Source organism: Streptomyces sp. CNT372, assembly GCF_000377145.1.
The window spans coordinates 117,796-138,775 of the sequence record NZ_KB897777.1; the positions used below are offsets into that span (position 1 = coordinate 117,796).

Genomic DNA, 20,980 nt, shown 5'->3' on the forward strand with positions numbered 1-20,980 from the left:
ACGCACAGAAGACGCCCTGGGAAAGGGAGATGTCGTGAGCAACGAGAGCCTGGCCAACCTTCTTAAGGAAGAGCGGCGGTTCGCGCCGCCGGCCGAGCTGGCCGCGAACGCCAACGTGACGGCCGAGGCGTACGAACGGGCTGCGGCGGACAGGCTCGGCTTCTGGGCCGAGCAGGCGCGGAGGCTCGACTGGGCCACCGAGCCGACCGAGACCCTGGACTGGAGCAACCCGCCCTTCGCCAAGTGGTTCGCGGACGGCACGCTCAACGTCGCGTACAACTGCGTCGACCGCCATGTCGAGGCCGGGCACGGCGACCGGGTGGCGATCCACTTCGAGGGCGAGCCCGGTGACAGCCGCTCCCTCACCTACGCCGAGCTCAAGGACGAGGTCTCCCGGGCGGCCAACGCCCTGACCGAGCTGGGCGTCCGCAAGGGCGACCGGGTCGCCGTCTACATGCCGATGATCCCCGAGGCCGCGGTCGCGATGCTCGCGTGCGCACGCATCGGCGCCGCCCACTCCGTCGTCTTCGGCGGCTTCTCCGCCGACGCCGTCGCCTCCCGCATCCAGGACGCCGACGCCAAGCTGGTCATCACCGCCGACGGCGGCTACCGCCGCGGCAAGCCCAGCGCCCTCAAGCCCGCCATCGACGAGGCCGTGAGCCGCTGCCCCCAGGTCGAGCACGTGCTCGTCGTCCGGCGCACCGGCCAGGACACCGCCTTCACCGAGGGCCGGGACGTGTGGTGGCACGACATCGTCGGCCGCCAGTCCGCCGAGCACGCTCCCGAGCCCTTTGAGGCCGAACACCCGCTGTTCATCCTCTACACCTCGGGCACCACCGGTAAGCCCAAGGGCATCCTGCACACCTCCGGCGGCTATCTCACCCAGGCCGCCTACACCCACCACGCCGTCTTCGACCTGAAGCCCGAGTCGGACGTCTACTGGTGCACGGCCGACATCGGCTGGGTCACCGGCCACTCGTACATCGTCTACGGGCCCCTGGCCAACGGCGCGACGCAGGTCATGTACGAGGGCACCCCGGACACCCCGCACCAGGGCCGGTTCTGGGAGATCGTGCAGAAGTACGGCGTCACCATCCTCTACACGGCGCCGACCGCGATCCGCACCTTCATGAAGTGGGGCGACGACATCCCCGCCAAGTTCGACCTGTCCAGCCTGCGCGTCCTCGGCTCGGTGGGCGAGCCCATCAACCCCGAGGCGTGGATCTGGTACCGGGAGAACATCGGTGCCGGCAAGACCCCCGTCGTCGACACCTGGTGGCAGACCGAGACCGGCGCCATGATGATCTCCCCGCTGCCGGGCGTCACCGAGACCAAGCCGGGCTCCGCCCAGCGGCCCCTGCCGGGGATCGCCGCCACCGTCGTGGACGACGAGGCGAACGAGGTCCCGAACGGGGGCGGCGGCTACCTGGTGCTCACCGAACCGTGGCCGTCCATGCTGCGCACCATCTGGGGCGACGACCAGCGCTTCATCGACACCTACTGGTCGCGCTTCGAGGGGCGCTACTTCGCCGGCGACGGGGCCAAGAAGGACGAGGACGGCGACATCTGGCTGCTCGGCCGGGTGGACGACGTGATGCTGGTCTCCGGCCACAACATCTCGACCACCGAGGTGGAGTCAGCCCTCGTCTCCCACCCGAAGGTCGCCGAGGCCGCGGTCGTCGGCGCCGCCGACGAGACCACCGGGCAGGCCATCGTCGCCTTCGTCATCCTGCGGGGCACCGCGAGCGAGGACGCGGGCCTGGTCGACGAGCTGCGCGCGCACGTCGGCGCGACGCTCGGCCCGATCGCCAAGCCCAAGCGGATCCTGCCGGTGGCGGAGCTGCCCAAGACCCGCTCCGGCAAGATCATGCGCCGGCTGCTGCGCGATGTCGCCGAGAACCGCGAGCTGGGCGATGTCACCACGCTCACCGACTCCTCCGTGATGGATCTCATCCAGACGAAGCTGCCGAGCGCGGGCAGCGAGGACTGATACTCCACCGCTTCCCGCCGCAGAGCACCGGGCCCCGTCGCCGCACCGGCGACGGGGCCCGTGCCACGCGCACGATCCCGCCGCCTGCACCGGCGACCGGCCCGTATGACATGGCCATGATCCACCCGAACAGTTCGTATGGGTACAGTAAAGGCGCGTCAACGACGTGAAGCTGTTTCATGGTGCGCCGGGAAGTCTGGTCGGCAACTGTTCAGCCATGCCATCCGACCCGGAGGTCTCCCCCGTGGCCGCGCCCCGCACTCCCCGCCAGTTCCTCGGTCGCCTTCCCCTGCCCGAGCGCACGTTCGTCGCCGACGCCCTGCGCGCCGAGACGGTCGGCGGCGTCCTCCTGCTCGTCGCCGCCATCGTGGCACTCGTCTGGGCGAACGCCTTCGGCGGCAGTTACGAGGCGGTACGGGACTTCCACTTCGGCCCCGCTGCTCTCGGACTCGATCTGTCGGTTCAGCACTGGGCCGCGGACGGTCTTCTGGCGATCTTCTTCTTCGTCGCGGGCGTGGAACTCAAGCGTGAGCTCGTCGCGGGCGAACTGCGCGACCCCCGCGCAGCAGCCCTGCCGGTCGTCGCCGCGCTCTGCGGCATGATCGCGCCCGCCCTCGTCTACCTGACGGTCAACCTCACCGGCGGCGGGTCCACGGACGGCTGGGCCGTGCCCACCGCGACCGACATCGCCTTCGCCCTCGCCGTCCTCGCGGTGCTGGGCGCCTCGCTGCCGTCCGCCCTCCGGGCGTTCCTGCTGACGCTCGCCGTCGTGGACGACCTCTTCGCCATCCTGATCATCGCGGTCTTCTTCACCAGCGACCTGAACTTCGCCGCCCTCGGAGGAGCCGTCGCCGCCCTGGCCCTCTTCTGGCTGCTGCTGCACAAGGGCGTGCGGGGCTGGTACGTCTACGTCCCGCTCGCCCTCGTGGTCTGGGGCCTGATGTACAACAGCGGCGTGCACGCGACCATCGCGGGCGTGGCGATGGGCCTGATGCTGCGCTGCTCCCGCCGCGAGGGCGAGAAGGCGTCGCCCGGCGAGCACATCGAGCACCTGGTCCGCCCCCTGTCGGCAGGACTGGCGGTGCCGCTGTTCGCGCTGTTCTCCGCGGGCGTCGCCGTGACGGGCGGGTCGCTGTCCCAGGTGTTCACCCGCCCGGAGACCCTGGGTGTGGTGCTCGGCCTGGTCGTCGGCAAGGCGTTCGGCATCTTCGGCGGCACCTGGCTCACCGCCCGCTTCACCAAGGCAGAACTCAACGCGGACCTGAGGTGGCCGGACGTCTTCGCGCTCTCCGCCCTCGCCGGCATCGGCTTCACCGTGTCCCTGCTGATCGGCGAGCTCGCGTTCGAGGGCGACGCCGCGCTCACGGACGAGGTGAAGGCTTCGGTCCTGGTCGGTTCCCTGATCGCCGCAGTCCTCGCCGGGATTCTCCTCAAGCTGCGGGTACGCAGGTACCAGGCCATGTACGAGGAGGAGGAGCGCGACGAGGACATGTCGGGGGTCCCGGACATCTACGAGCAGGACGATCCCGCGTACCACCTGCGCATGGCCGCGATCCACGAGGAGAAGGCGGCCGAGCACCGCCGGAGGGCAGAGGAGGCAAGGGCAGCGGGCGATGGCGGCGACAGTCCGGCATGATCTGACATCGGACGGTCGTACGCACGCGTACGTACGACCACGCACGGACCGCAGACACGGGAGAGGGAGTCAGCGATGAGCGACCCCGGCAACACCACGGCGAAGGCTGTCGGCGCCGACCGCAGTATCGGCCAGCTGGTCGCCTCGGCGACGGCCGAGATGTCCGCACTGGTGCACGACGAGATCGCACTGGCCAAGGCCCAGCTCCGGCAGGACGTGAAGAAGGCGGGCATCGGCGGGGTGGTCCTCCTCCTCGCCGCGACCGTGCTGCTGTTCTCGCTGCCGATGCTGAGCTTCGCGCTCGCCTACGGCTTCCGGACGTGGACCGGCTGGAACATGGCCCTGTGCTTCCTGCTCTCCTTCGCGGTCAACGTGATCGTCGCCTTGCTGCTGGCGCTGATCGGCGTGGTCTTCATGAAGAAGGCCAAGCAGGGCAAGGGCCCGCAGAAGGCGGTCGCCTCGGCCAAGGAGTCGGCGGCCGTGCTCCAGAACGCCAAGCCCCACCCCCGTACCGCCGACACCCAGGTCGCGCTGCCGGGCGTCGACAGCCCCGTCGCCATCGAGCAGAAGGTCCGCGTGTGACCGGACGCGGACGGCCCGCGCCCGCGCCCGCACGGCGTCCGGCCGGGGCGCGGCGAACGCGGGCGGCCCGCGTGTGGCACGCTCATCGGCATGACTGACCCTGAAACCGGCCCCGGCGGCTTCGGCGCCTCGGCGAGCCCCGTCCGCGTCGACGGTCCCTGGACCCATCGCGACGTGGCGGCCAACGGCGCCCGCTTCCACATCGCCGAAATGGGCGACGGGCCGCTGGTGCTGCTGCTGCACGGGTTCCCGCAGTTCTGGTGGACCTGGCGCCACCAGCTGCCGGCCCTCGCGGACGCGGGCTTCCGGGCGGTCGCCATGGACCTGCGCGGTGTGGGCGGCAGCGACCGCACCCCACGCGGCTACGACCCGGCGAACCTGGCGCTGGACATCACCGGGGTCGTCCGCTCTCTCGGGGAGCCGGACGCCGCGCTGGTCGGCCACGACCTGGGCGGCTACCTGGCGTGGACGGCGGCGGTGATGCGGCCGAAGCTGGTGCGCCGTCTCGTGGTGTCGTCGATGCCGCATCCGCGCCGCTGGCGCTCCGCGATGCTCTCGGACCTCGGGCAGACCCGCGCCGGGTCGCACATCTGGGGCTTCCAGCGTCCCTGGGTTCCTGAGCGCCAACTGGTCGCGGACGACGCCGCACTGACGGGCCGGCTGATCGAGGAGTGGTCGGGGCCCCAGCCGCTGGACCGGGAGGCGATCGGCGTCTACCGGCGCGCGATGCTCATCCCGTCGACCGCGCACTGCTCGATCGAGCCCTACCGGTGGATGGTGCGCTCGCTGGCGCGGCCCGACGGCATCCAGTTCAACCGCCGGATGAAGCGCCCGGTCCGGGTGCCGACGCTGCATCTGCACGGGTCGCTCGATCCGGCGATGCGGACCAGGAGTTCGGCGGGATCGGGCGAGTACGTCGAGGCCCCCTACCGCTGGCGGCTGTTCGACGGTCTCGGCCACTTCCCGCACGAGGAGGATCCGGTGGCCTTCTCGAACGAGCTGATCGGCTGGCTGAAGGACCCCGAGCCGGACCGCTGAACCGCACGGTTCCGGCCGATCGGCCGCACGCCCGGGAAGCCCGGACGAACGGTTGTCCTACGAACAGCCAAATGCCTGGCGCATAGGCCAATTGGCCGCGCTCCCGGCGGTTACCGACCTTGGGGCCCGGGCAGACGTCCGAGTATGGGCTGGACGCACGACTACGGTGACGCAGCACGCACCCGCAGATCGGCCGAGAGGCCGATCACCCACGACAGGGGTGACTCCCCGGGCGGGAGCCATCAGCACCCCGGACAGGGGATCGGCATTCCGCGCATCCTCAGGCGCCGCGCCCGCTGGGTGTCGGCGCGACTCCGGCACACCCGCGCCTGACCGGGGCCGGGCCCGTTCCGGCGGGCCCGGCCGCGAGCGGGCCGTGGCCCCGGCTCACGGCGGTCCTCACAGGGCGCAACCCTGGCTGTCGACCTGACGGTTCGCGGTCCGGCCCCGCTCGATGTCCTCGCGGATCTCGTCGACGGTCAGCGCGTATCCGGTGTTCGCGTCGTCCAGGGATCGGGCGAAGATCACGCCGTAGACCTTGCCGTCGGTGGTGAGAAGCGGTCCGCCGGAGTTGCCCTGACGGACGGTCGCGAAGAGCGAGTACACATCGCGGCGGACGGTGCCCCGGTGGTAGATGTCCGGGCCGTTGGCGTTGATCCGGCCGCGCACTCGGGCGGAGCGCACGTCGTAGGCGCCGTTCTCCGGGAAGCCGGCCACGATGGCGCTGTCGCCGCTGCGCGCGTCCTCCTCGGTGAACTGGAGGGGGCGGGCCCTGAGGTCGGGGACATCGAGCACGGCGATGTCGCGCTGCCAGTCGTAGAGGACGACCTTGGCGTCGTAGAGCCGTCCCTCGCCGCCGATCTGGACGGTGGGCTCGTCCACTCCGCCGACGACATGGGCGTTGGTCATGACCCGGCGCTCGTCGAAGACGAACCCGGTCCCCTCCAGTACCTTGCCGCAGCTCGGCGCCGTGCCCACCACCTTGACGATGGACTGCTTGGCGCGCGCCGCCACGGGGCTGCCGACGAGGGCCGGGTCCGGGGCCTGGACCTCGGTGATGGGCTCGTTGGCGAAGGGGCTGAAGACCTGCGGGAAACCGTTCTGCGCGAGGACGGAGGAGAAGTCGGTGAACCAGGTGGACGCCTGATCGGGCATCACCCGCGAGACCCCGAGCAGCACCTTGGAGCCACGCACCTCCTTGCCGAGGGTGGGCAGGGAGGTGCCCGCCAGCGCGGAGCCGATCAGCCAGGCGACCAGCAGCATCGCGACGACGTTGACCAGGGCGCCGCCGGTGGCGTCCAGCGCGCGCGCCGGCGACCAGGTGATGTGGGTGCGCAGCTTGTTGCCGAGGTGGGTGGTGAACGCCTGGCCCACCGAGGCGCAGACGATCACGATGACGACGGCCGCGATGGCCGCCGCGGTGGAGACCTCGGAATCGTCGGTGGCCGCGCTCCAGAGCACGGGGAGGAGGTGGACGGCGACGAGCCCGCCGCCGAGGAACCCGATCACGGAGAGGATGCCGACGACGAACCCCTGCCGGTATCCGATGATCGCGAACCATACGGCGGCGACCAGCAACAGGATGTCCAGCACGTTCACTCTTCAGCCTCGCTGTGTCGTCGCCGGGTGCTCCGTGTCCGGCTGGTGGTCCGGGTCCGCGGCGCGGCCGCTTCGTCTGTGCGCCCCGGGGTTGCGCTCGTGTCCGGGTCAGCCTGTCATGCGTGCCAGTCCAGCGGGACCTCCCGGTCGCGGTCCCACGGGCGCTCCCAGCCTGCGAAGTGCAGGATCCGGTCGATGACCCCCGCCGTGAAACCCCAGACCAGAGCGTCTTCCACGAGGAACGCGGGCCCCGCGTACCCTCTCGGGTGCACGGCGGTCGCGCGGTTCGCCGGGTCCGTGAGATCCGCCACGGGCACGGTGAAGACGCGCGCGGTCTCCGCGGGGTCGACCGCTCCGACCGGGCTGGGGGTGCGCCACCATCCCAGTACGGGCGTGACCACGAAACTGCTCACCGGGATGTAGAGCCGGGGCAGGACGCCGAAGGTCTGGACACCGGACGGGTCGAGTCCGGTCTCCTCCTCGGCCTCACGCAGGGCGGCCCGCAGCGGCCCGGCGCCCGCCGGATCGCCGTCCTCCGGGTCGAGGGCGCCGCCGGGGAACGAGGGCTGGCCGGCGTGCGAGCGGAGGGTGCCCGCCCGCTCCATCAGCAGCAGCTCCGGGCCTCTCGCCCCCTCACCGAAGAGGACGAGCACCGCGGACTGCCGCCCCTCGCCGCCCTCGGGCGGCAGGAACCTGCTCAGCTGCCGCGGCTCGACCGTCTCGGCGGCGCGGACCACCGGGTCCAGCCACTCGGGCAGACCCTCGGTGGTCACCGTCACCGGGCCGGCACCGCTCCGGCCGGACCGCTCCCTGGCCCGGTACGTCTCTTCTCCCGCACGCGTCATGGGCACCCCCTGCTGCTCAACGCCCGAGGCCGCCGGGATCGTTCCTCCGGCGGGCGCGCGCGGCCCGCCGTGCGCCGACGGCTCACCCCGGCGCACCGAGGGCGGGGGCCGGCTTCCCGGGGTAGTCGGCCGGCGGCTTCAGCCGCTGGCCCGGCTGGCCGCCGAGCTCGTACTTGAGGAGCTTGCGGGCCTTCTCCGGGTCGGTCTCTCCCTCCCCGAAGGAAGGGCAGAGGTGGGTGATCGGGCAGGCGCCGCAGGCCGGGCGGCGGGCGTGGCAGATGCGGCGGCCGTGGAAGATCACCCGGTGGGAGAGCATCGTCCACTCCGTCTTGGGAAAGATCGTGGCGATCTCCGCCTCGATCTTGACCGGGTCGTCCTGGTCGGTCCACTTCCACCGGCGCACCAGGCGCTGGAAGTGGGTGTCGACGGTGATCCCGGGGACCCCGAAGGCGTTGCCGAGCACCACGAACGCCGTCTTCCGGCCGACGCCGGGCAGGCTGACCAGGTCTTTCAACGTCCCGGGCACCTCGCCGCCGAAGTCGTCCCGCAGGGCCCTGGAGAGCCCCATGATCGATTTGGTCTTGGCGCGGAAGAACCCGGTAGGCCGGATCAGCTCCTCGACCTTCTCCGGCACGGCGGCGGCCAGGTCCTCGGGGGTGGGGTACGCCGCGAAGAGGGCCGGTGTCGTCTGGTTGACCCGCAGATCTGTGGTCTGGGCCGACAGGACCGTGGCGATCAGCAGCTGGAAGGGGTTCTCGAAGTCGAGCTCGGGGTGGGCGTAGGGATAGACCTCGGCGAGCTCGCGGTTGATCCGGCGGGCGCGGCGGACCATAGCCAGCCGGGACTCCGGTTTGTCCGCTTTCTTCCTTTTACCCGGACCGGGCGACACCTGTTCGCCCACAGCGGAATCCTGCTTCCCGGACACACTCCCCGCCCTCTCGGCCTGCACTCTCACCGGCGACTTGGACACCCGGCCAGCCTAAGCGCCCCCACCGACATCCGCGCCGGTCCCCGGGAATCACGACCCAATCGGGCCCCTGCCGCACGGATGGACGCGCCCGTACGTCAAACTTGTTGTGATTGATCGCACGATTGTTTACTACCGGGGTCCGTATCCCCGACGATGCCGCCGCGGGACACCGTGTCCCCAGGACAGAGCAGCAGGGTCCGGCATCATGGGGGACTGGTCCCCTGAGCAGGTCGACAAGGAGAGAACTCGTGGACGACGTTCTGCGGCGCGCCCCGCTCTTCGCGGCGCTCGACGACGAGCAGGCCGCGGAGCTGCGCGCCTCGATGAGTGAAGCGACGCTCGCCCGTGGCGACGCGCTCTTCCACGAGGGCGACCCCGGCGACCGCCTCTATGTGGTGACGGAGGGCAAGGTCAAGCTCCACCGCACGTCCCCCGACGGCCGCGAGAACATGCTCGCCGTCCTCGGCCCGGGCGAGCTGATCGGTGAGCTGTCCCTCTTCGACCCGGGCCCGCGCACGGCGACCGCCACCGCGCTGACCGAGGTCAAGCTGCTCGGCCTCGGCCACGGCGACCTCCAGCCCTGGCTGAACGTCCGCCCCGAGGTGGCCACCGCGCTGCTGCGCGCCGTCGCGCGCCGGCTCCGCAAGACCAACGACCAGATGTCCGACCTGGTCTTCTCCGATGTGCCGGGGCGTGTCGCCCGGGCGCTCCTCGACCTGTCCCGCCGCTTCGGCGTGCAGTCGGAGGAGGGCATCCACGTCGTCCACGACCTCACCCAGGAGGAGCTGGCCCAGCTGGTGGGCGCTTCCCGGGAGACCGTGAACAAGGCACTGGCCGACTTCGCCCAGCGCGGCTGGCTCCGGCTGGAGGCCCGCGCGGTCATCCTGCTGGACGTCGAGCGCCTGGCGAAGCGCTCCCGCTGACGGCGCGCGCCGCCGCACCGACGAACGCCGAGGGGCCGCCCGCAGTACGCGGGCGGCCTCTTCGCGCGCCCGGGGCCGGGCCTTTCGAGGGTGCCCGGGGCGTGCCCGGCGGGCGGCGCCGACCGCGTCGAAGGTGACCGGCACCCGACCTCGCGGGCGCTGACCACAGGGACGCAGCCGGCCACACCCGCGAAGCGCCCGGCGATCAGCGCGCCCCGCTCAGCAGGACACGCCGGAAGGTCCCGCACAGCTCCCGTGCACCGGGAACAGCCCGGACCGGGCGGCGCCGGTTCACGCCCGGCCCGGACCGGGCGAAGCGGGTGGCTCCGGCGTCAGGCCCGTTCGTCGTCGATCAGGCCGTGCTCGCGCAGGTACTGGAGCTGGGCGCGTACCGAGAGCTCGGCCGCGGGCCAGAGCGAGCGGTCCACGTCCGCGTAGACATGGGCGACGACCTCGGGAGCGGTGGTGATCCCGTTCTCGACCGCCGTCTCCACCTGCGCCAGCCGGCCGGCCCGGTGGGCGAGGTAGAACTCGACCGCGCCCTGGGCATCGTCCAGGACGGGCCCGTGGCCGGGCAGCACCGTGACCACCCCGTCGTCGACGGTGAGCGAGCGCAGCCGCCGCAGCGAGTCGAGGTAGTCGCCGAGCCGGCCCTCCGGGTGCGCGACGACCGTCGTGCCCCGGCCGAGGACGGTGTCCCCGGTGAGCACCGCGCGGTCGGCGGGGAGGTGGAAGCTGAGCGAGTCGGCGGTGTGGCCGGGGGTCGGGACGATCCGCAGTTCCAGTCCGCCGGTGGTGACCACGTCTCCCGCCGCGAGGCCCTCGTCGCCGAGCCGCAGGGCCGGGTCGAGGGCGCGCACGCGGGTCCCGGTCAGCTCGGCGAAGCGGGCCGCGCCCTCCGCGTGGTCGGCGTGGCCGTGGGTGAGCAGGGTGAGGCCGACCCGCCGGCCCCCGGCCTCGACGGTGTCGATCACGGCCCGCAGGTGCTCCTCGTGGAGCGGACCCGGGTCCACGACCACGGCCAGTCCGGAGTCCGGTTCCGCGACGATCCAGGTGTTGGTGCCGTCCAGGGTCATCGGGGACGGGTTGGGCGCCAGGACGTTGACCGTGCGGGTGGTGGCCGGCCCGGAGAGCACCCCTCCGCGGGGCCGGCCGGGCAGGGCCGCGGCGTCGGTCATCGCGGGTCTCCCCCCGGGACGTGCTTGGTGAACTCCTCGTGCCCCGGCCAGCTGAGCACCACCTCGCCGCCCACCAGTTCCGCCCGCGCCAGGACGGGCGCGAGGTCACGGGCGGCGGAGCCCGCGAGGGCGTCGGCGGCGCTGCGGTACGCCTCCAGGGTGCGCAGGGTGGCGATCGTCGGGGGCATCATCAGCAGCTCGCCCTTGTCGTAGCCGGCGGTCGCATCGGCCGGGCGGATCCACACCGTGCGGTCGGCCTCGGTGGAGGCGTTGCGGGTGCGCTGGCCCTCGGGGAGGGCGGCCACGAAGAACCAGGTGTCGTAGCGGCGCGGCTCGAACTCGGGCGTGATCCAGCGGGCCCAGGCGCCGAGCAGATCGGATCGGAGCACCAGATTCCGGCGCTCCAGGAACTGCGCGAAGGACAGCTCCCGGTCGACCAGGGCCCGCCGGTCCGCCTCCCAGTCGGCGCCGGTGGTGTCGCCGACGACGGTCTCCGGGGTGGGCCCGGCGAGCAGGACGCCCGCCTCCTCGTAGGTCTCGCGCACGGCCGCGCAGACGACGGCCTGCGCGACGGCGGTGGTCTCGGTGCCCAGGCGCTCGGCCCAGCGCTCCAGGGAGGGGCCCGCCCAGCGGACCGGCCGGTCGTCGCGGGGGTCCACACCGCCGCCCGGGTAGGCGTAGGCGCCGCCGGCGAAGGCCATCGAGGTGCGGCGGCGCAGCATGTGGACAGCGGGGCCGTCGGCGCCGTCGCGCAGCAGCATCACGGTGGCGGCGCGCTTGGGGGCCGCCGGGGTGAGCTCGCCGGCCGCGAGGGCGCGGATGCGGTCGGGCCATTCCGGTGGGTACCACTGACCATTGGACATGGCCGGATGCTATGCGTTCCCGCGTGGATGTTCGAGGGCTGGCCGAAACGCCCCCGCACCCGGCCCGGAGGGACGGCTGCGGGGGCGTTTCGGTGTGATCGCTCGCGATCGGGCCCGGGCGGGCCGGGCGGGTCAGTCCTGGACGAGTTCGACCTGGATCTCGACCTCGACGGGGGCGTCCAGCGGCAGCACCGCGACGCCCACGGCGCTGCGGGCGTGCACGCCCTTGTCGCCGAGGACCTCGCCCAGCAGCTCGCTCGCGCCGTTGAGGACACCGGGCTGCCCGGTGAAGTCCGCGGCGGAGGCCACGAATCCGGTGACCTTCACGACCCGCGCGATGCGGTCCAGGTCTCCGGTCACCGACTTCACGGCGGCCAGCGCGTTCAGCACGCAGGTCCGCGCCAGGTCCTTGGCCTCCTCGGCCGTGACCTCGGCCCCCACCTTGCCGGTCACCGGAAGCTTGCCGTCCACCATCGGGAGCTGGCCCGCGGTGTAGACGTACACACCCGAGACCACGGCCGGCTGGTAGGCGGCGAGGGGCGGTACGACGGCCGGCAGGGTCAGGCCCAGCTCGGCGAGCCGGCTCTCGACGGCCCCGCTCACGGCCTGGGCCGCTTCAGGTAGGCCACGAGCTGCTCGGGGTTGGGCCCGGGCACGACCTGGACGAGCTCCCAGCCGTCCTCGCCCCAGGTGTCCAGAATCTGCTTCGTCGCGTGCACGAGAAGGGGCACGGTCGCGTATTCCCACTTGGTCATGGTGCCGACTGTAGCCGCCCCGGGCCGAGGGCCGGTGACGCAGCCCGGGCACCCCGCCCCCCGCCCCGTGCCGCGTGCCGTCCCGGAACGCCGGGGAACGCGTCACGGGGTGTCCGGGAACGCGTCACGGGGCGCGCCCGGACACAGCGGGTGGGCGGGCTCGTGCGTAGGCCATGCCTTCACTGGTTAGGCTCGAATACGTGAGCAGGCTCCAGGTCGTCAGTGGCAAGGGTGGTACCGGTAAGACCACGGTGGCCGCCGCTCTCGCGCTCGCCCTCGCGACCGAGGGGAAGCGGACCCTCCTCGTCGAGGTGGAGGGCAGGCAGGGCATCGCCCAGCTCTTCGAGACGGAGGCGCTGCCCTACGAGGAACGCAAGATCGCCGTCTCCTCGGGCGGCGGGGAGGTGTTCGCGCTGGCCATCGACGCGGAACGCGCCCTCCTCGACTACCTCCAGATGTTCTACAAGCTGGGGTCCGCGGGCCGCGCCCTCAAGAAGCTCGGCGCGATCGACTTCGCCACCACGATCGCCCCCGGCGTGCGCGACGTACTGCTGACCGGCAAGGCGTGCGAGGCCGTCCGACGCCGGGACAAACGCGGGCGGTACGTCTACGACTACGTCGTCATGGACGCGCCGCCCACCGGCCGCATCACCCGCTTCCTGAACGTGAACGACGAGGTCGCCGGGCTGGCCCGGATCGGTCCGATACACAACCAGGCCCAGGCGGTGATGGGGGTGCTCAAGTCCCCCCAGACGGCGGTCCATCTGGTGACCCTGCTGGAGGAGATGCCCGTCCAGGAGACCGCGGACGGCGTCGCGGAGCTGCGCGCGGCCGAGCTTCCCCTGGGCAAGGTGATCGTGAACATGGTCCGCCCCCACCTCCTGGACGAGGAGGCCCTGCGCGACGCCTCGGCGGGCCGCCGCAAGGCGATCGCCGCCTCGCTCGCCTCGGCCGGGGTCCCGGGCGGGGCCCGGCTGGTGCCGCCGCTGCTGGAGCAGGCGGCGGAGCACGCGCAACGGGTCGAGCTGGAGCGGACACAGCGCGGGGTGCTGACCGGGCTGGGGCTCGACGCGTACGAACTGCCCCTGCTCAGCGAGGGAGTGGAGCTGGCCGGGCTCTACCAACTGGCCACGGAACTGCGCAAGCAAGGGGCGGGCTCATGACCCTGGACACGGCGGCGCGGCTGGAGGTCGATCCCCTGATCGACGACCCGGCGACCCGGATCATCGTGTGCTGCGGTGCGGGTGGCGTCGGGAAGACGACCACCGCGGCGGCGCTGGGGGTACGCGCCGCCGAACGGGGCCGGAAGGTCGTGGTCCTGACCATCGACCCGGCCCGGCGGCTGGCCCAGTCCATGGGCATCGACTCCCTCGACAACACCCCGCGCCGGGTCACCGGCATCGAGAGCGCGAACGGAACCGGGGCCGGGGACGGCGGGGGCGAACTCCACGCGATGATGCTCGACATGAAGCGCACCTTCGACGAGATCGTCGAGGCGCACGCGGACGCGGACCGGGCCCGCGCGATCCTGGAGAACCCCTTCTACCAGTCCCTGTCCGCCGGTTTCGCCGGCACGCAGGAGTACATGGCCATGGAGAAGCTGGGCCAGCTCCGCGCGCGGGACGAGTGGGACCTGATCATCGTCGACACCCCGCCCTCGCGTTCGGCCCTGGACTTCCTGGACGCCCCGGGGCGGCTCGGCTCCTTCCTGGACGGCACGTTCATCAAGGTGCTGATGGCCCCGGCGAAGGTCGGCGGCCGGGCCGGGATGAAGTTCCTCAACGTCGGCATGTCGATGATGACCGGGACCCTCGGCAAGCTGCTGGGCGGCCAGTTCCTGCGGGACGTGCAGACCTTCGTGGCGGCCATGGACACGATGTTCGGCGGTTTCCGCACCCGGGCGGACGCCACGTACCGGCTGCTCCAGGCGCCGGGCACCGCCTTCGTGGTGGTCGCCGCGCCCGAGCGGGACGCGCTGCGGGAGGCGGCGTACTTCGTGGAACGGCTGGCGGCCGAGGACATGCCCCTGGCCGGCCTGGTCCTCAACCGGGTGCACGGCAGCGGGGCGGCCTCGCTCTCCGCGGAGCGGGCGCTCGCGGCCGCCGAAAATCTTGACGACAATCTCGACGACGCCGGCATTGTGGATCAGGGCGACGGGAATGCTGGTGGTCGTGACGCCGCGTCCGTCTCTCCCGAATCCCCGGCCGCGGACCACTCCCCCGAGTTCGCGGCCCCGGCCCCCGCGACGGACGACCCGGCCACCCGGCACCTGACCGCCGGTCTGCTGCGCCTGCACGCCGAGCGGATGCAGATGCTCGCCCGCGAGCGGCGCACGCGCGACCGCTTCACGGCGCTCCACCCGGAGGTGGCGGTCGCCGAGGTCCCGGCCCTGCCCGGTGACGTCCACGACCTCGCCGGTCTGCGCGCGATCGGCGACCGGCTGGCGAAGGCGTCCTCCGCGCTGGGCTGAGCCCGAGCGCGCGCTGCGGGTCACGGGCGGCGACACCCGCGGGGATACGGGCGTACAGGCGGGGGTCAGCCCGCCGCCGCGTACTCCTCGTACGTCTCGTCGTCGTCGAGGCCGACCGGCAGGATGCCGGCGCCGCGCTCGTACTCGGTGCGCGCGGTCTCCAGCAGCCGGCGCCAGGAGGTGACGGTGGGGCGCCTGCGCAGCAGAGCGCGCCGCTCCCGTTCCGTCATCCCGCCCCAGACGCCGAACTCGACGCGGTTGTCGAGCGCGTCGGCCAGGCACTCGGTCCGCACCGGACACCCCGTGCACACCGCCTTGGCCCTGTTCTGCGCTGCCCCTTGTACGAACAGTTCATCCGGATCCGTCGTGCGGCAGGCTGCCTGCGCACTCCAGTCGGTAACCCAGCCCATGCCGGTGCCGTCCTCTCCCGAATCGAGGCTCCCCCACGGCGGCAGCGGCATATTCACCGCTGCCAGTTGAGGACGTTACGGAAGGCTGGAACAGCGCAACACCCCCGCGGGGCCCAATCTTGAATGGCCCGAACGGACTATGCGTACGCGGCAGATCACCCAGGGGAGTGACCTGCGGACATACCGCCACAATGCAGACATACTCGTCATTTCACCTGCGCCGGCGGGGACTTCAGGGACGCCAGTGACGCATTCGGACATGACTCCGCCGGATTCGGGTACAGCGGAGTCTGTCGGCGATGTGAGGCGAAACCGCACTGCTGTGACAGTTGAGAGCAGCTTAGGCCAATGCCTTTGCGCCTGTCCGGCGAATGCATACGTCCGCGCCCCGATTTACCGCGCCGTCGGCTGTACGACGAGCTCGGGAGTTCGCGAGTGGTGCAATCCAGGGCACGCGGACTTCGGGCCGCAGACACGGGTGACGTGCGGAACACTTCGCGGAGGCGGTCGGCTTCGGCTTCGCTGCCGGGCCGGCGGTCGGCCGCTCCCGGATGTCACGGTCTGGTACTCGAACGCCCCGAGAGGCACCCGCTCCTGCGGAACGCTCCCCGCGATTGATTAGGCTGCACCCATGCCAAACAAGCGCTCGGGCGGCGGTCTGACCGGGACCCAGCAGGCCGCCAAGTTCCTCGGTGTCAGCGTGCTCGCCGGAGCGGTGCTGGCGGGCATCGCCCTGCCCGCCGCCGGTGCGCTGGGGCTCGCGGCCAAGGGGACGGTCGAGGGATTCGACGAGATCCCCTCGAATCTCAAGACCCCGCCGCTGAGTCAGCGCACCACGATCCTCGACAGCGAGGGCGGGCAGATCGCCACGGTCTACTCCCGCGACCGCACCGTGGTCCCCCTCAAGGACATCGCGCCGACCATGCAGAAGGCGATCGTCGCGATCGAGGACGCCCGCTTCTACGAGCACGGCGCCGTGGACCTCAAGGGCGTGCTCCGCGCGCTCAACAAGAACGCGCAGGCGGGCGGGGTGTCCGAGGGCGCCTCCACACTGACCCAGCAGTACGTGAAGAACGTCTTCGTCGAGGAGGCCGGCGACGACCCCGAGAAGGTCGCCGAGGCCACCCAGCAGACGCTCGGCCGCAAGATCCGCGAGCTGAAGTACGCGATCCAGGTCGAAGAGGAACTCGGCAAGAAGAAGATCCTGGAGAACTACCTCAACATCACGTTCTTCGGGCAGCAGGCGTACGGGGTGGAGGCCGCGTCCCAGCGGTACTTCTCCAAGAGCGCCAAGGACCTCAAGCTGGAGGAGGCGGCCCTGCTGGCCGGCCTCGTCCAGTCGCCGAGCCGCTTCGACCCGGTCAACGACACCGAGGAAGCCACCAAGCGCCGCAACATCGTGCTGCAGCGCATGGCCGACGTTCACGACATCTCCCAGGAGGAGGCGGACAAGGCCAAGGCGACGCCGATCGCGCTCAAGGTCAGCAAGCCCAAGAACGGCTGCATCACCGCCGTCAAGGGCTCCGGTTTCTTCTGCGACTACGTCCGCAAGACGATTCTCAACGACCCCGTCTTCGGCAAGACGGAGGAGGAGCGCTCCAAGCTCTGGAACCTGGGCGGCCTGACCATCCGGACCACCCTGAGCCCGCGCGCCCAGGCCGCGGCCAACGAGGCCGCCACCGCCAAGGTCAACAAGACCGACGGCGTCGCGGCCGCCGTGGTCCAGGTGCAGCCGGGCACCGGCAAGATCCTCTCCATGGGCCAGTCCCGTCCCTACGGCCTGGACCAGAAGCAGCACGAGACGGTGCTCAACCTCTCGGTCGGCGGCAGGATGGGCGGCACGACGTACGGCTTCCAGGTCGGCTCGACCTTCAAGCCGATCACGGCGGCGGCGGCACTGGAGAAGGGCATCAGCCCGGCCCAGACCTTCTCCAGTCCCTGGAAGATCTCCGTCCCGATGGCCTCCTACCGCACGTGTGACGGGGGCCCGGCCGGTGGCGGGCAGTGGCCCCTTCAGAACGAGCTGCAGTCCGAGGCCGGCACCTGGGACATGAGCAGCGCGCTCGGCAAGTCCATCAACACCTACTTCGCCAAGCTGGAGCAGATGGCCGGTCTCTGCGAGACGGTCGAGCTGGCCCGGAAGATGGGCTACGAGCGGGAGTTGGGCAAGAAGCTCAAGGAACTTCCCTCGATCACCCTGGGCGGCCAGGAGAGCACCCCGCTCGACATGGCGGCTGTCTACGCCACCTTCGCCAACCGGGGGACCTACTGCACGCCGGTCGCGATCGAGACCGTCACCGACGCCAACGGCAAGCGGATCAAGGTGCCCGGCTCGCAGTGCTCCCAGGCGATGAGCGAGCAGACCGCCGACTCGATCAACCAGATGCTCAAGGGCGTGGTCGAGGACGGTACCGGCGTCCAGGCCGGTCTCCAGGACCGCGACAACGCGGGCAAGACCGGTACCACCAACGACCGCAAGGACGCCTGGTTCGTCGGCTACACCCCGAACCTCTCCACGGCGGTGTGGGTCGGTGACGACGTCGGCGAGAAGCAGTCGATGTTCAACATCACCATCGGCGGTCAGTACTACCCCAAGGTCTGCGGCGGCTGCCTGCCCGGCCCGATCTGGAAGATCGCGATGACGGGCGCGCTCGACGCCTCCGAGACCCCCGGCTTCAACCCGGTCTCCATCCCGCGCGGGAACGACAAGGAGAAGGACGACAGGAAGCGCGACCGGGACCGCGACCGCGACCGGGGCGACGAGGACCGTGACCGGGGCGACGACAAGCCCGGCGACGGGCCCATCCCCGGGATCAGCATCCCGCCGGACCTGATCGGCGGCGGCGCCAACCGCGGGCAGGACGGCGGGGGCGACGGCAACCGGCGCTAGGCGCCGGGACGAGTGGCGTACGAGTGAGGGGGACCCGGTCGGACCGGGTCCCCCTCACTCGTGCCGTACCGGGGGCGACGCCCGCCGGGCCCCGGCCGCCCTCAGCCCGCCAGGAGCCGCTTCACCGCGGCGGCCACCCGGCCGCCCTCCGCACGCCCGGCCACCTTCGGGTTCACGATCTTCATCACGGCGCCCATGGCCCGGGGGCCCTCCGCGCCCGCGGCCCTGGCCTCCTCGACGGCCCCCGCCACGATCCCGTGGAGCTCGTCGTCCGTGAGCTGCTGCGGCAGGTAGGCGTCGAGGATCACGCCCTCCGCCTTCTCCCGCTCGGCCTGCTCGGCGCGGCCGCCCTGGGCGAAGGCGTCGGCCGCCTCGCGGCGCTTCTTCGCCTCCTTGGCAATCACCTTCTGCACCTCGTCGTCGGAGAGTTCACGGGCCGTCCTGCCCGAGACCTCCTCCTTGGTGATCGCGGCGAGGGTCAGACGGAGCGTCGAGGAACGCAGTTCGTCGCGCGCCCTGATCGCCTCGGTGAGGTCTTCCTGCAGCTTGGACTTGAGCGTGGTCATACGGACAAGTGTGTCAGGTGCCGGGTGCCCGACGCCCGCCAATTCGGCCGCGGCCCGCGAGGCCACCGCTCCCCCGTACCCGGCGGGTCTGCGACGATGGACGCATGCGCGCACGCTACGGGACCCCCCTGAAAATCACCGCAGGAATCACGGCAGTCGGCGCGGCCGGTCTCGCCTACGCCGCCGGGTTCGAGGCCCGCTCCTTCCGGCTCCGCCGGATCACGGTGCCGGTCCTGCCGCGCGGCATGCGGCCCCTGCGCGTCCTCCAGGTCTCCGACATCCACATGGTGAGCGGCCAGCGCAAGAAGCGCGCCTGGCTGCAGTCCCTGGCCGGGCTGCGCCCCGACTTCGTGGTCAACACGGGTGACAACCTCTCCGACCCGGAGGGCGTTCCCGAGGTCATGGACGCCCTCGGGCCCCTGCTGGAGTACCCGGGGGTCTATGTCTTCGGCTCCAACGACTACTACGGCCCGAAGCTGCGCAACCCGGCGCGCTACCTCCTGGAGAAGGTCCAGGGCCGCCACGGCCTCAACGGCAACCCGCCCGCGGTCGGCGCCGTCCACAACCCGTGGGAGGAGATCCGCGACGGCTTCGACGCCGCCGGCTGGCTGGACCTCACCAACACGCGCGGCCGGCTGAAGCTGGACGGCTACGAACTCGCGTTCACCGGCCTCGACGACCCGCACATCAAGCGGGACCGCTACGACCTGGTGGCCGGCGGCCCCGAGAAGGACGCGGACCTGTCCCTCGCCGTGGTGCACGCGCCGTACCTGCGCAGCCTGGACGCCTTCACCGCCGACGGCTACCCCCTGATCCTCGCGGGCCACACCCACGGCGGGCAGCTCTGCATCCCCTTCTACGGCGCCCTCGTCACCAACTGCGACCTGGACACGGACCGCGTGAAGGGCCTCTCCCGGCACACCGCGGAGGGCAGCACCGCCTACCTCCACGTCTCGGCCGGCTGCGGCACCAACCGCTACACCCCGGTCCGCTTCGCCTGCCCCCCTGAGGCCACCCTCCTGACCCTGGTCCCCCGCCCCTGACCAGGCCCGTCACCCCACCCGAAACCGGATTTCGCCTCCGGGCGCGGGTGGGCTAAAGTAAACGACGTCGCCGAGACAGCGGGCGGCATCGGGGTGTGGCGCAGCTTGGTAGCGCGCTTCGTTCGGGACGAAGAGGTCGTGGGTTCAAATCCCGCCACCCCGACAGTGAGACATCAGGTGAGGCACCTACGATTTTTCGTAGGTGCCTCACCTGTTCTGTGCGCGGCCCGCGTCGGCCGCCTCGCGCGCGACCAGCCGGCGGCTGACGAGGGTGACGATCGCCGAGGCGGTGAGGACCACGGCGCCGCCCACTTGGAGGACGGCGTCGTAGACCTGCTCGGGAGGGTGTTCCGGGGTCATGGACGCGATGGTGGCCGCCGCTGCGGCCAGGGCGATGGCGCCCAGGGTGACGAGGAACGTGAGCAGGACCCCGGACGCCTCACCCGCGCGGGCGGGTGGGACGACCTGCTGTGTGGCGACGCTGGAGAACGTCCAGCCGAGTCCCAGCCCCAGGCGCTGCCGCGTTCGACGGCCAGCGTCACGGAGGCGAGGGCCACGACCAGGGTGAGGCAGCCGGCCAGGTCGAGCCGGCGCGGAGCGGAGGGGTCGCGCGAGTCCGGTACGTAGAGGAGGGCGAGGAGCAGTGACAGCGCGGCGAGCGGCCCGAGCAGCCAGAAGATCCAGCGCCAGCCGGGACCTTCCGTGAAACCACCGCCGACCCACTGCCCGAGTGCCGTGCCGATGTTCGCGACACCGAACGCGGCCCCCAGCACCCGGGCCCGTTCGCCCTCGGGGAAGACGTTGCTGATGACGGATACCGAGACGGGGACAAATCCCGCGCCGATCCCCTGAACGATACGGGCGGCGACGAGGAGGGAGATGTCGGGCGCCAGCGCGCAGCCCACCGAGCCGAGGACGAAGAGACCGATGCCGAACAGCAGTAGGCGCCGTCGTCCGAACACGTCACCGGCACGGCCGCCGACGATGAAGAAGCACCCGACGGCCAGCATGTAGGCCGAGAGGGTCCACTGCGCCACCGATGTCGACACGTCGAGTTCCCGGCTGATGCCGGGGATCGCGAGGTGCAGGGCGAAGAAGTCGGCCTGGACGGAGAGGAGCGCCACCGCGACCGACGCGAAGGCCCCTCTTCTCGTAAGGGCTCCGGAGCCGTCGGCCATGCGGCGCCCTTCCGTCGGTTCCGTCCGCGACTCGCACCGGGGCG

The 20,980-nt window shown here is 71.6% G+C and carries 21 protein-coding genes and 1 tRNA gene; 11 read left to right on the plus strand and 11 right to left on the minus strand.

The features are described from left to right. The first annotated feature begins 34 nt into the window (after positions 1 to 34). The 5 genes from acs to C593_RS33555 all read left to right on the plus strand — a co-directional run bounded on the left by acs (position 35) and on the right by C593_RS33555 (position 5,579). Complete coding sequence (gene acs, locus C593_RS0103100) at positions 35 to 1,990, plus strand: acetate--CoA ligase (protein WP_018845850.1); 1,956 nt, start codon at positions 35 to 37, stop codon at positions 1,988 to 1,990. A 217-nt stretch (positions 1,991 to 2,207) separates the two neighbouring features. Next, positions 2,208 to 3,626, plus strand: a complete 1,419-nt coding sequence (gene nhaA, locus C593_RS0103105) for a Na+/H+ antiporter NhaA (protein WP_018845851.1) — start codon at positions 2,208 to 2,210, stop codon at positions 3,624 to 3,626. A 75-nt stretch (positions 3,627 to 3,701) separates the two neighbouring features. Beyond that, a complete protein-coding gene (locus C593_RS0103110; protein WP_018845852.1) occupies positions 3,702 to 4,208 on the plus strand; it encodes a phage holin family protein in 507 nt (168 codons plus the stop codon). A 90-nt stretch (positions 4,209 to 4,298) separates the two neighbouring features. Then, positions 4,299 to 5,246 (plus strand): alpha/beta fold hydrolase, encoded by a 948-nt coding sequence (locus C593_RS0103115; RefSeq protein ID WP_018845853.1) that lies wholly within the window; start codon positions 4,299 to 4,301, stop codon positions 5,244 to 5,246. 144 nt (positions 5,247 to 5,390) lie between these two features. Further along, positions 5,391 to 5,579: a hypothetical protein gene (locus C593_RS33555; protein ID WP_078521138.1), complete on the plus strand. Its 189-nt coding sequence runs from the start codon at positions 5,391 to 5,393 to the stop codon at positions 5,577 to 5,579. Positions 5,580 to 5,645: 66 nt separating this feature from the next. Here C593_RS33555 and C593_RS0103120 read toward each other — a convergent pair whose 3' ends face one another. From C593_RS0103120 to nth, 3 genes are all read right to left on the minus strand, one after another. After that, positions 5,646 to 6,845, minus strand: a complete 1,200-nt coding sequence (locus C593_RS0103120) for a MarP family serine protease (protein ID WP_018845854.1) — start codon at positions 6,843 to 6,845, stop codon at positions 5,646 to 5,648. A gap of 116 nt (positions 6,846 to 6,961) precedes the next feature. Continuing rightward, positions 6,962 to 7,690, minus strand: coding sequence for an NUDIX hydrolase (locus C593_RS0103125; RefSeq protein WP_078521140.1), 729 nt, complete (start codon positions 7,688 to 7,690; stop codon positions 6,962 to 6,964). A gap of 82 nt (positions 7,691 to 7,772) precedes the next feature. Continuing rightward, positions 7,773 to 8,615: an endonuclease III gene (gene nth / locus C593_RS0103130; protein ID WP_078521142.1), complete on the minus strand. Its 843-nt coding sequence runs from the start codon at positions 8,613 to 8,615 to the stop codon at positions 7,773 to 7,775. A 293-nt stretch (positions 8,616 to 8,908) separates the two neighbouring features. Between nth and C593_RS0103135 the strand changes: the two genes are divergently transcribed. Next, on the plus strand, positions 8,909 to 9,583 hold the full coding sequence (locus C593_RS0103135) for a Crp/Fnr family transcriptional regulator (RefSeq protein ID WP_018845857.1): 675 nt from the start codon (positions 8,909 to 8,911) through the stop codon (positions 9,581 to 9,583). Between the two features lie 332 nt (positions 9,584 to 9,915). On the opposite strand, the gene C593_RS0103140 is transcribed toward C593_RS0103135, so the two are convergent. The 4 genes from C593_RS0103140 to sp36 all read right to left on the minus strand — a co-directional run bounded on the left by C593_RS0103140 (position 9,916) and on the right by sp36 (position 12,379). Beyond that, entirely contained in the window at positions 9,916 to 10,761 is an 846-nt protein-coding gene (locus tag C593_RS0103140; RefSeq protein ID WP_018845858.1) for an MBL fold metallo-hydrolase, read from the minus strand. Continuing rightward, positions 10,758 to 11,624, minus strand: coding sequence for an NUDIX hydrolase (locus C593_RS0103145; RefSeq protein WP_018845859.1), 867 nt, complete (start codon positions 11,622 to 11,624; stop codon positions 10,758 to 10,760). Before C593_RS0103145 ends, C593_RS0103140 begins: the two co-directional genes overlap by 4 nt. 132 nt (positions 11,625 to 11,756) lie before the next feature. Next, the gene (locus C593_RS0103150) at positions 11,757 to 12,227 is read right to left on the minus strand and encodes a RidA family protein (protein ID WP_018845860.1); all 471 of its coding nucleotides are present in this window, start codon (positions 12,225 to 12,227) and stop codon (positions 11,757 to 11,759) included. Then, positions 12,224 to 12,379 (minus strand): Sp36 family protein, encoded by a 156-nt coding sequence (gene sp36 / locus C593_RS32270; RefSeq protein WP_018845861.1) that lies wholly within the window; start codon positions 12,377 to 12,379, stop codon positions 12,224 to 12,226. Before sp36 ends, C593_RS0103150 begins: the two co-directional genes overlap by 4 nt. Before the next feature lie 200 nt (positions 12,380 to 12,579). Between sp36 and bagA the strand changes: the two genes are divergently transcribed. Then, positions 12,580 to 13,542, plus strand: a complete 963-nt coding sequence (gene bagA, locus C593_RS0103160; protein WP_026277300.1) for an ATPase BagA — start codon at positions 12,580 to 12,582, stop codon at positions 13,540 to 13,542. Next, complete coding sequence (bagB, locus tag C593_RS0103165; RefSeq protein ID WP_018845863.1) at positions 13,539 to 14,849, plus strand: ATPase BagB; 1,311 nt, start codon at positions 13,539 to 13,541, stop codon at positions 14,847 to 14,849. The genes bagA and bagB overlap by 4 nt, the downstream gene beginning before the upstream one ends. Before the next feature lie 65 nt (positions 14,850 to 14,914). Here the strand turns inward: bagB and C593_RS0103170 are convergent, their stop codons facing one another. Then, positions 14,915 to 15,259, minus strand: a complete 345-nt coding sequence (locus tag C593_RS0103170; protein WP_018845864.1) for a WhiB family transcriptional regulator — start codon at positions 15,257 to 15,259, stop codon at positions 14,915 to 14,917. A 631-nt stretch (positions 15,260 to 15,890) separates the two neighbouring features. Between C593_RS0103170 and C593_RS0103175 the strand changes: the two genes are divergently transcribed. Next, on the plus strand, positions 15,891 to 18,149 hold the full coding sequence (locus C593_RS0103175; RefSeq protein ID WP_018845865.1) for a transglycosylase domain-containing protein: 2,259 nt from the start codon (positions 15,891 to 15,893) through the stop codon (positions 18,147 to 18,149). Between the two features lie 101 nt (positions 18,150 to 18,250). Here C593_RS0103175 and C593_RS0103180 read toward each other — a convergent pair whose 3' ends face one another. Then, a complete protein-coding gene (locus C593_RS0103180) occupies positions 18,251 to 18,715 on the minus strand; it encodes a GatB/YqeY domain-containing protein (RefSeq protein ID WP_018845866.1) in 465 nt (154 codons plus the stop codon). Positions 18,716 to 18,819: 104 nt separating this feature from the next. Between C593_RS0103180 and C593_RS0103185 the strand changes: the two genes are divergently transcribed. After that, positions 18,820 to 19,758 carry a metallophosphoesterase gene (locus C593_RS0103185; protein ID WP_018845867.1) on the plus strand — a complete coding sequence of 313 codons (939 nt, stop codon included), beginning with the start codon at positions 18,820 to 18,822 and terminating at the stop codon, positions 19,756 to 19,758. A gap of 89 nt (positions 19,759 to 19,847) precedes the next feature. After that, positions 19,848 to 19,921: transfer RNA gene (locus tag C593_RS0103190), tRNA-Pro, on the plus strand. Between the two features lie 44 nt (positions 19,922 to 19,965). On the opposite strand, the gene C593_RS32875 is transcribed toward C593_RS0103190, so the two are convergent. Further along, positions 19,966 to 20,118 carry a hypothetical protein gene (locus C593_RS32875; protein WP_018845868.1) on the minus strand — a complete coding sequence of 51 codons (153 nt, stop codon included), beginning with the start codon at positions 20,116 to 20,118 and terminating at the stop codon, positions 19,966 to 19,968. Next, on the minus strand, positions 20,115 to 20,936 hold the full coding sequence (locus tag C593_RS28725) for an MFS transporter (RefSeq protein ID WP_051093606.1): 822 nt from the start codon (positions 20,934 to 20,936) through the stop codon (positions 20,115 to 20,117). Before C593_RS28725 ends, C593_RS32875 begins: the two co-directional genes overlap by 4 nt. Between the last annotated feature and the right edge of the window lie 44 nt (positions 20,937 to 20,980).

Bases quoted from the DNA above. Each gene is read 5' to 3' on its own strand.
- C593_RS0103170 (WP_018845864.1), bottom strand. From the start codon at position 15,259: ATGGGCTGGGTTACCGACTGGAGTGCGCAGGCAGCCTGCCGCACGACG.
- C593_RS0103115 (WP_018845853.1), top strand. From the start codon at position 4,299: ATGACTGACCCTGAAACCGGCCCCGGCGGCTTCGGCGCCTCGGCGAGC.
- C593_RS0103110 (WP_018845852.1), top strand. From the start codon at position 3,702: ATGAGCGACCCCGGCAACACCACGGCGAAGGCTGTCGGCGCCGACCGC.
- C593_RS0103185 (WP_018845867.1), top strand. From the start codon at position 18,820: ATGCGCGCACGCTACGGGACCCCCCTGAAAATCACCGCAGGAATCACG.
- C593_RS32875 (WP_018845868.1), bottom strand. From the start codon at position 20,118: ATGACCCCGGAACACCCTCCCGAGCAGGTCTACGACGCCGTCCTCCAA.
- C593_RS0103175 (WP_018845865.1), top strand. From the start codon at position 15,891: ATGCCAAACAAGCGCTCGGGCGGCGGTCTGACCGGGACCCAGCAGGCC.
- nhaA (WP_018845851.1), top strand. From the start codon at position 2,208: ATGCCATCCGACCCGGAGGTCTCCCCCGTGGCCGCGCCCCGCACTCCC.
- C593_RS0103145 (WP_018845859.1), bottom strand. From the start codon at position 11,624: ATGTCCAATGGTCAGTGGTACCCACCGGAATGGCCCGACCGCATCCGC.
- C593_RS0103125 (WP_078521140.1), bottom strand. From the start codon at position 7,690: ATGACGCGTGCGGGAGAAGAGACGTACCGGGCCAGGGAGCGGTCCGGC.
- C593_RS33555 (WP_078521138.1), top strand. From the start codon at position 5,391: ATGGGCTGGACGCACGACTACGGTGACGCAGCACGCACCCGCAGATCG.
- C593_RS28725 (WP_051093606.1), bottom strand. From the start codon at position 20,936: ATGGCCGACGGCTCCGGAGCCCTTACGAGAAGAGGGGCCTTCGCGTCG.
- C593_RS0103180 (WP_018845866.1), bottom strand. From the start codon at position 18,715: ATGACCACGCTCAAGTCCAAGCTGCAGGAAGACCTCACCGAGGCGATC.
- bagB (WP_018845863.1), top strand. From the start codon at position 13,539: ATGACCCTGGACACGGCGGCGCGGCTGGAGGTCGATCCCCTGATCGAC.
- C593_RS0103140 (WP_018845858.1), bottom strand. From the start codon at position 10,761: ATGACCGACGCCGCGGCCCTGCCCGGCCGGCCCCGCGGAGGGGTGCTC.
- sp36 (WP_018845861.1), bottom strand. From the start codon at position 12,379: ATGACCAAGTGGGAATACGCGACCGTGCCCCTTCTCGTGCACGCGACG.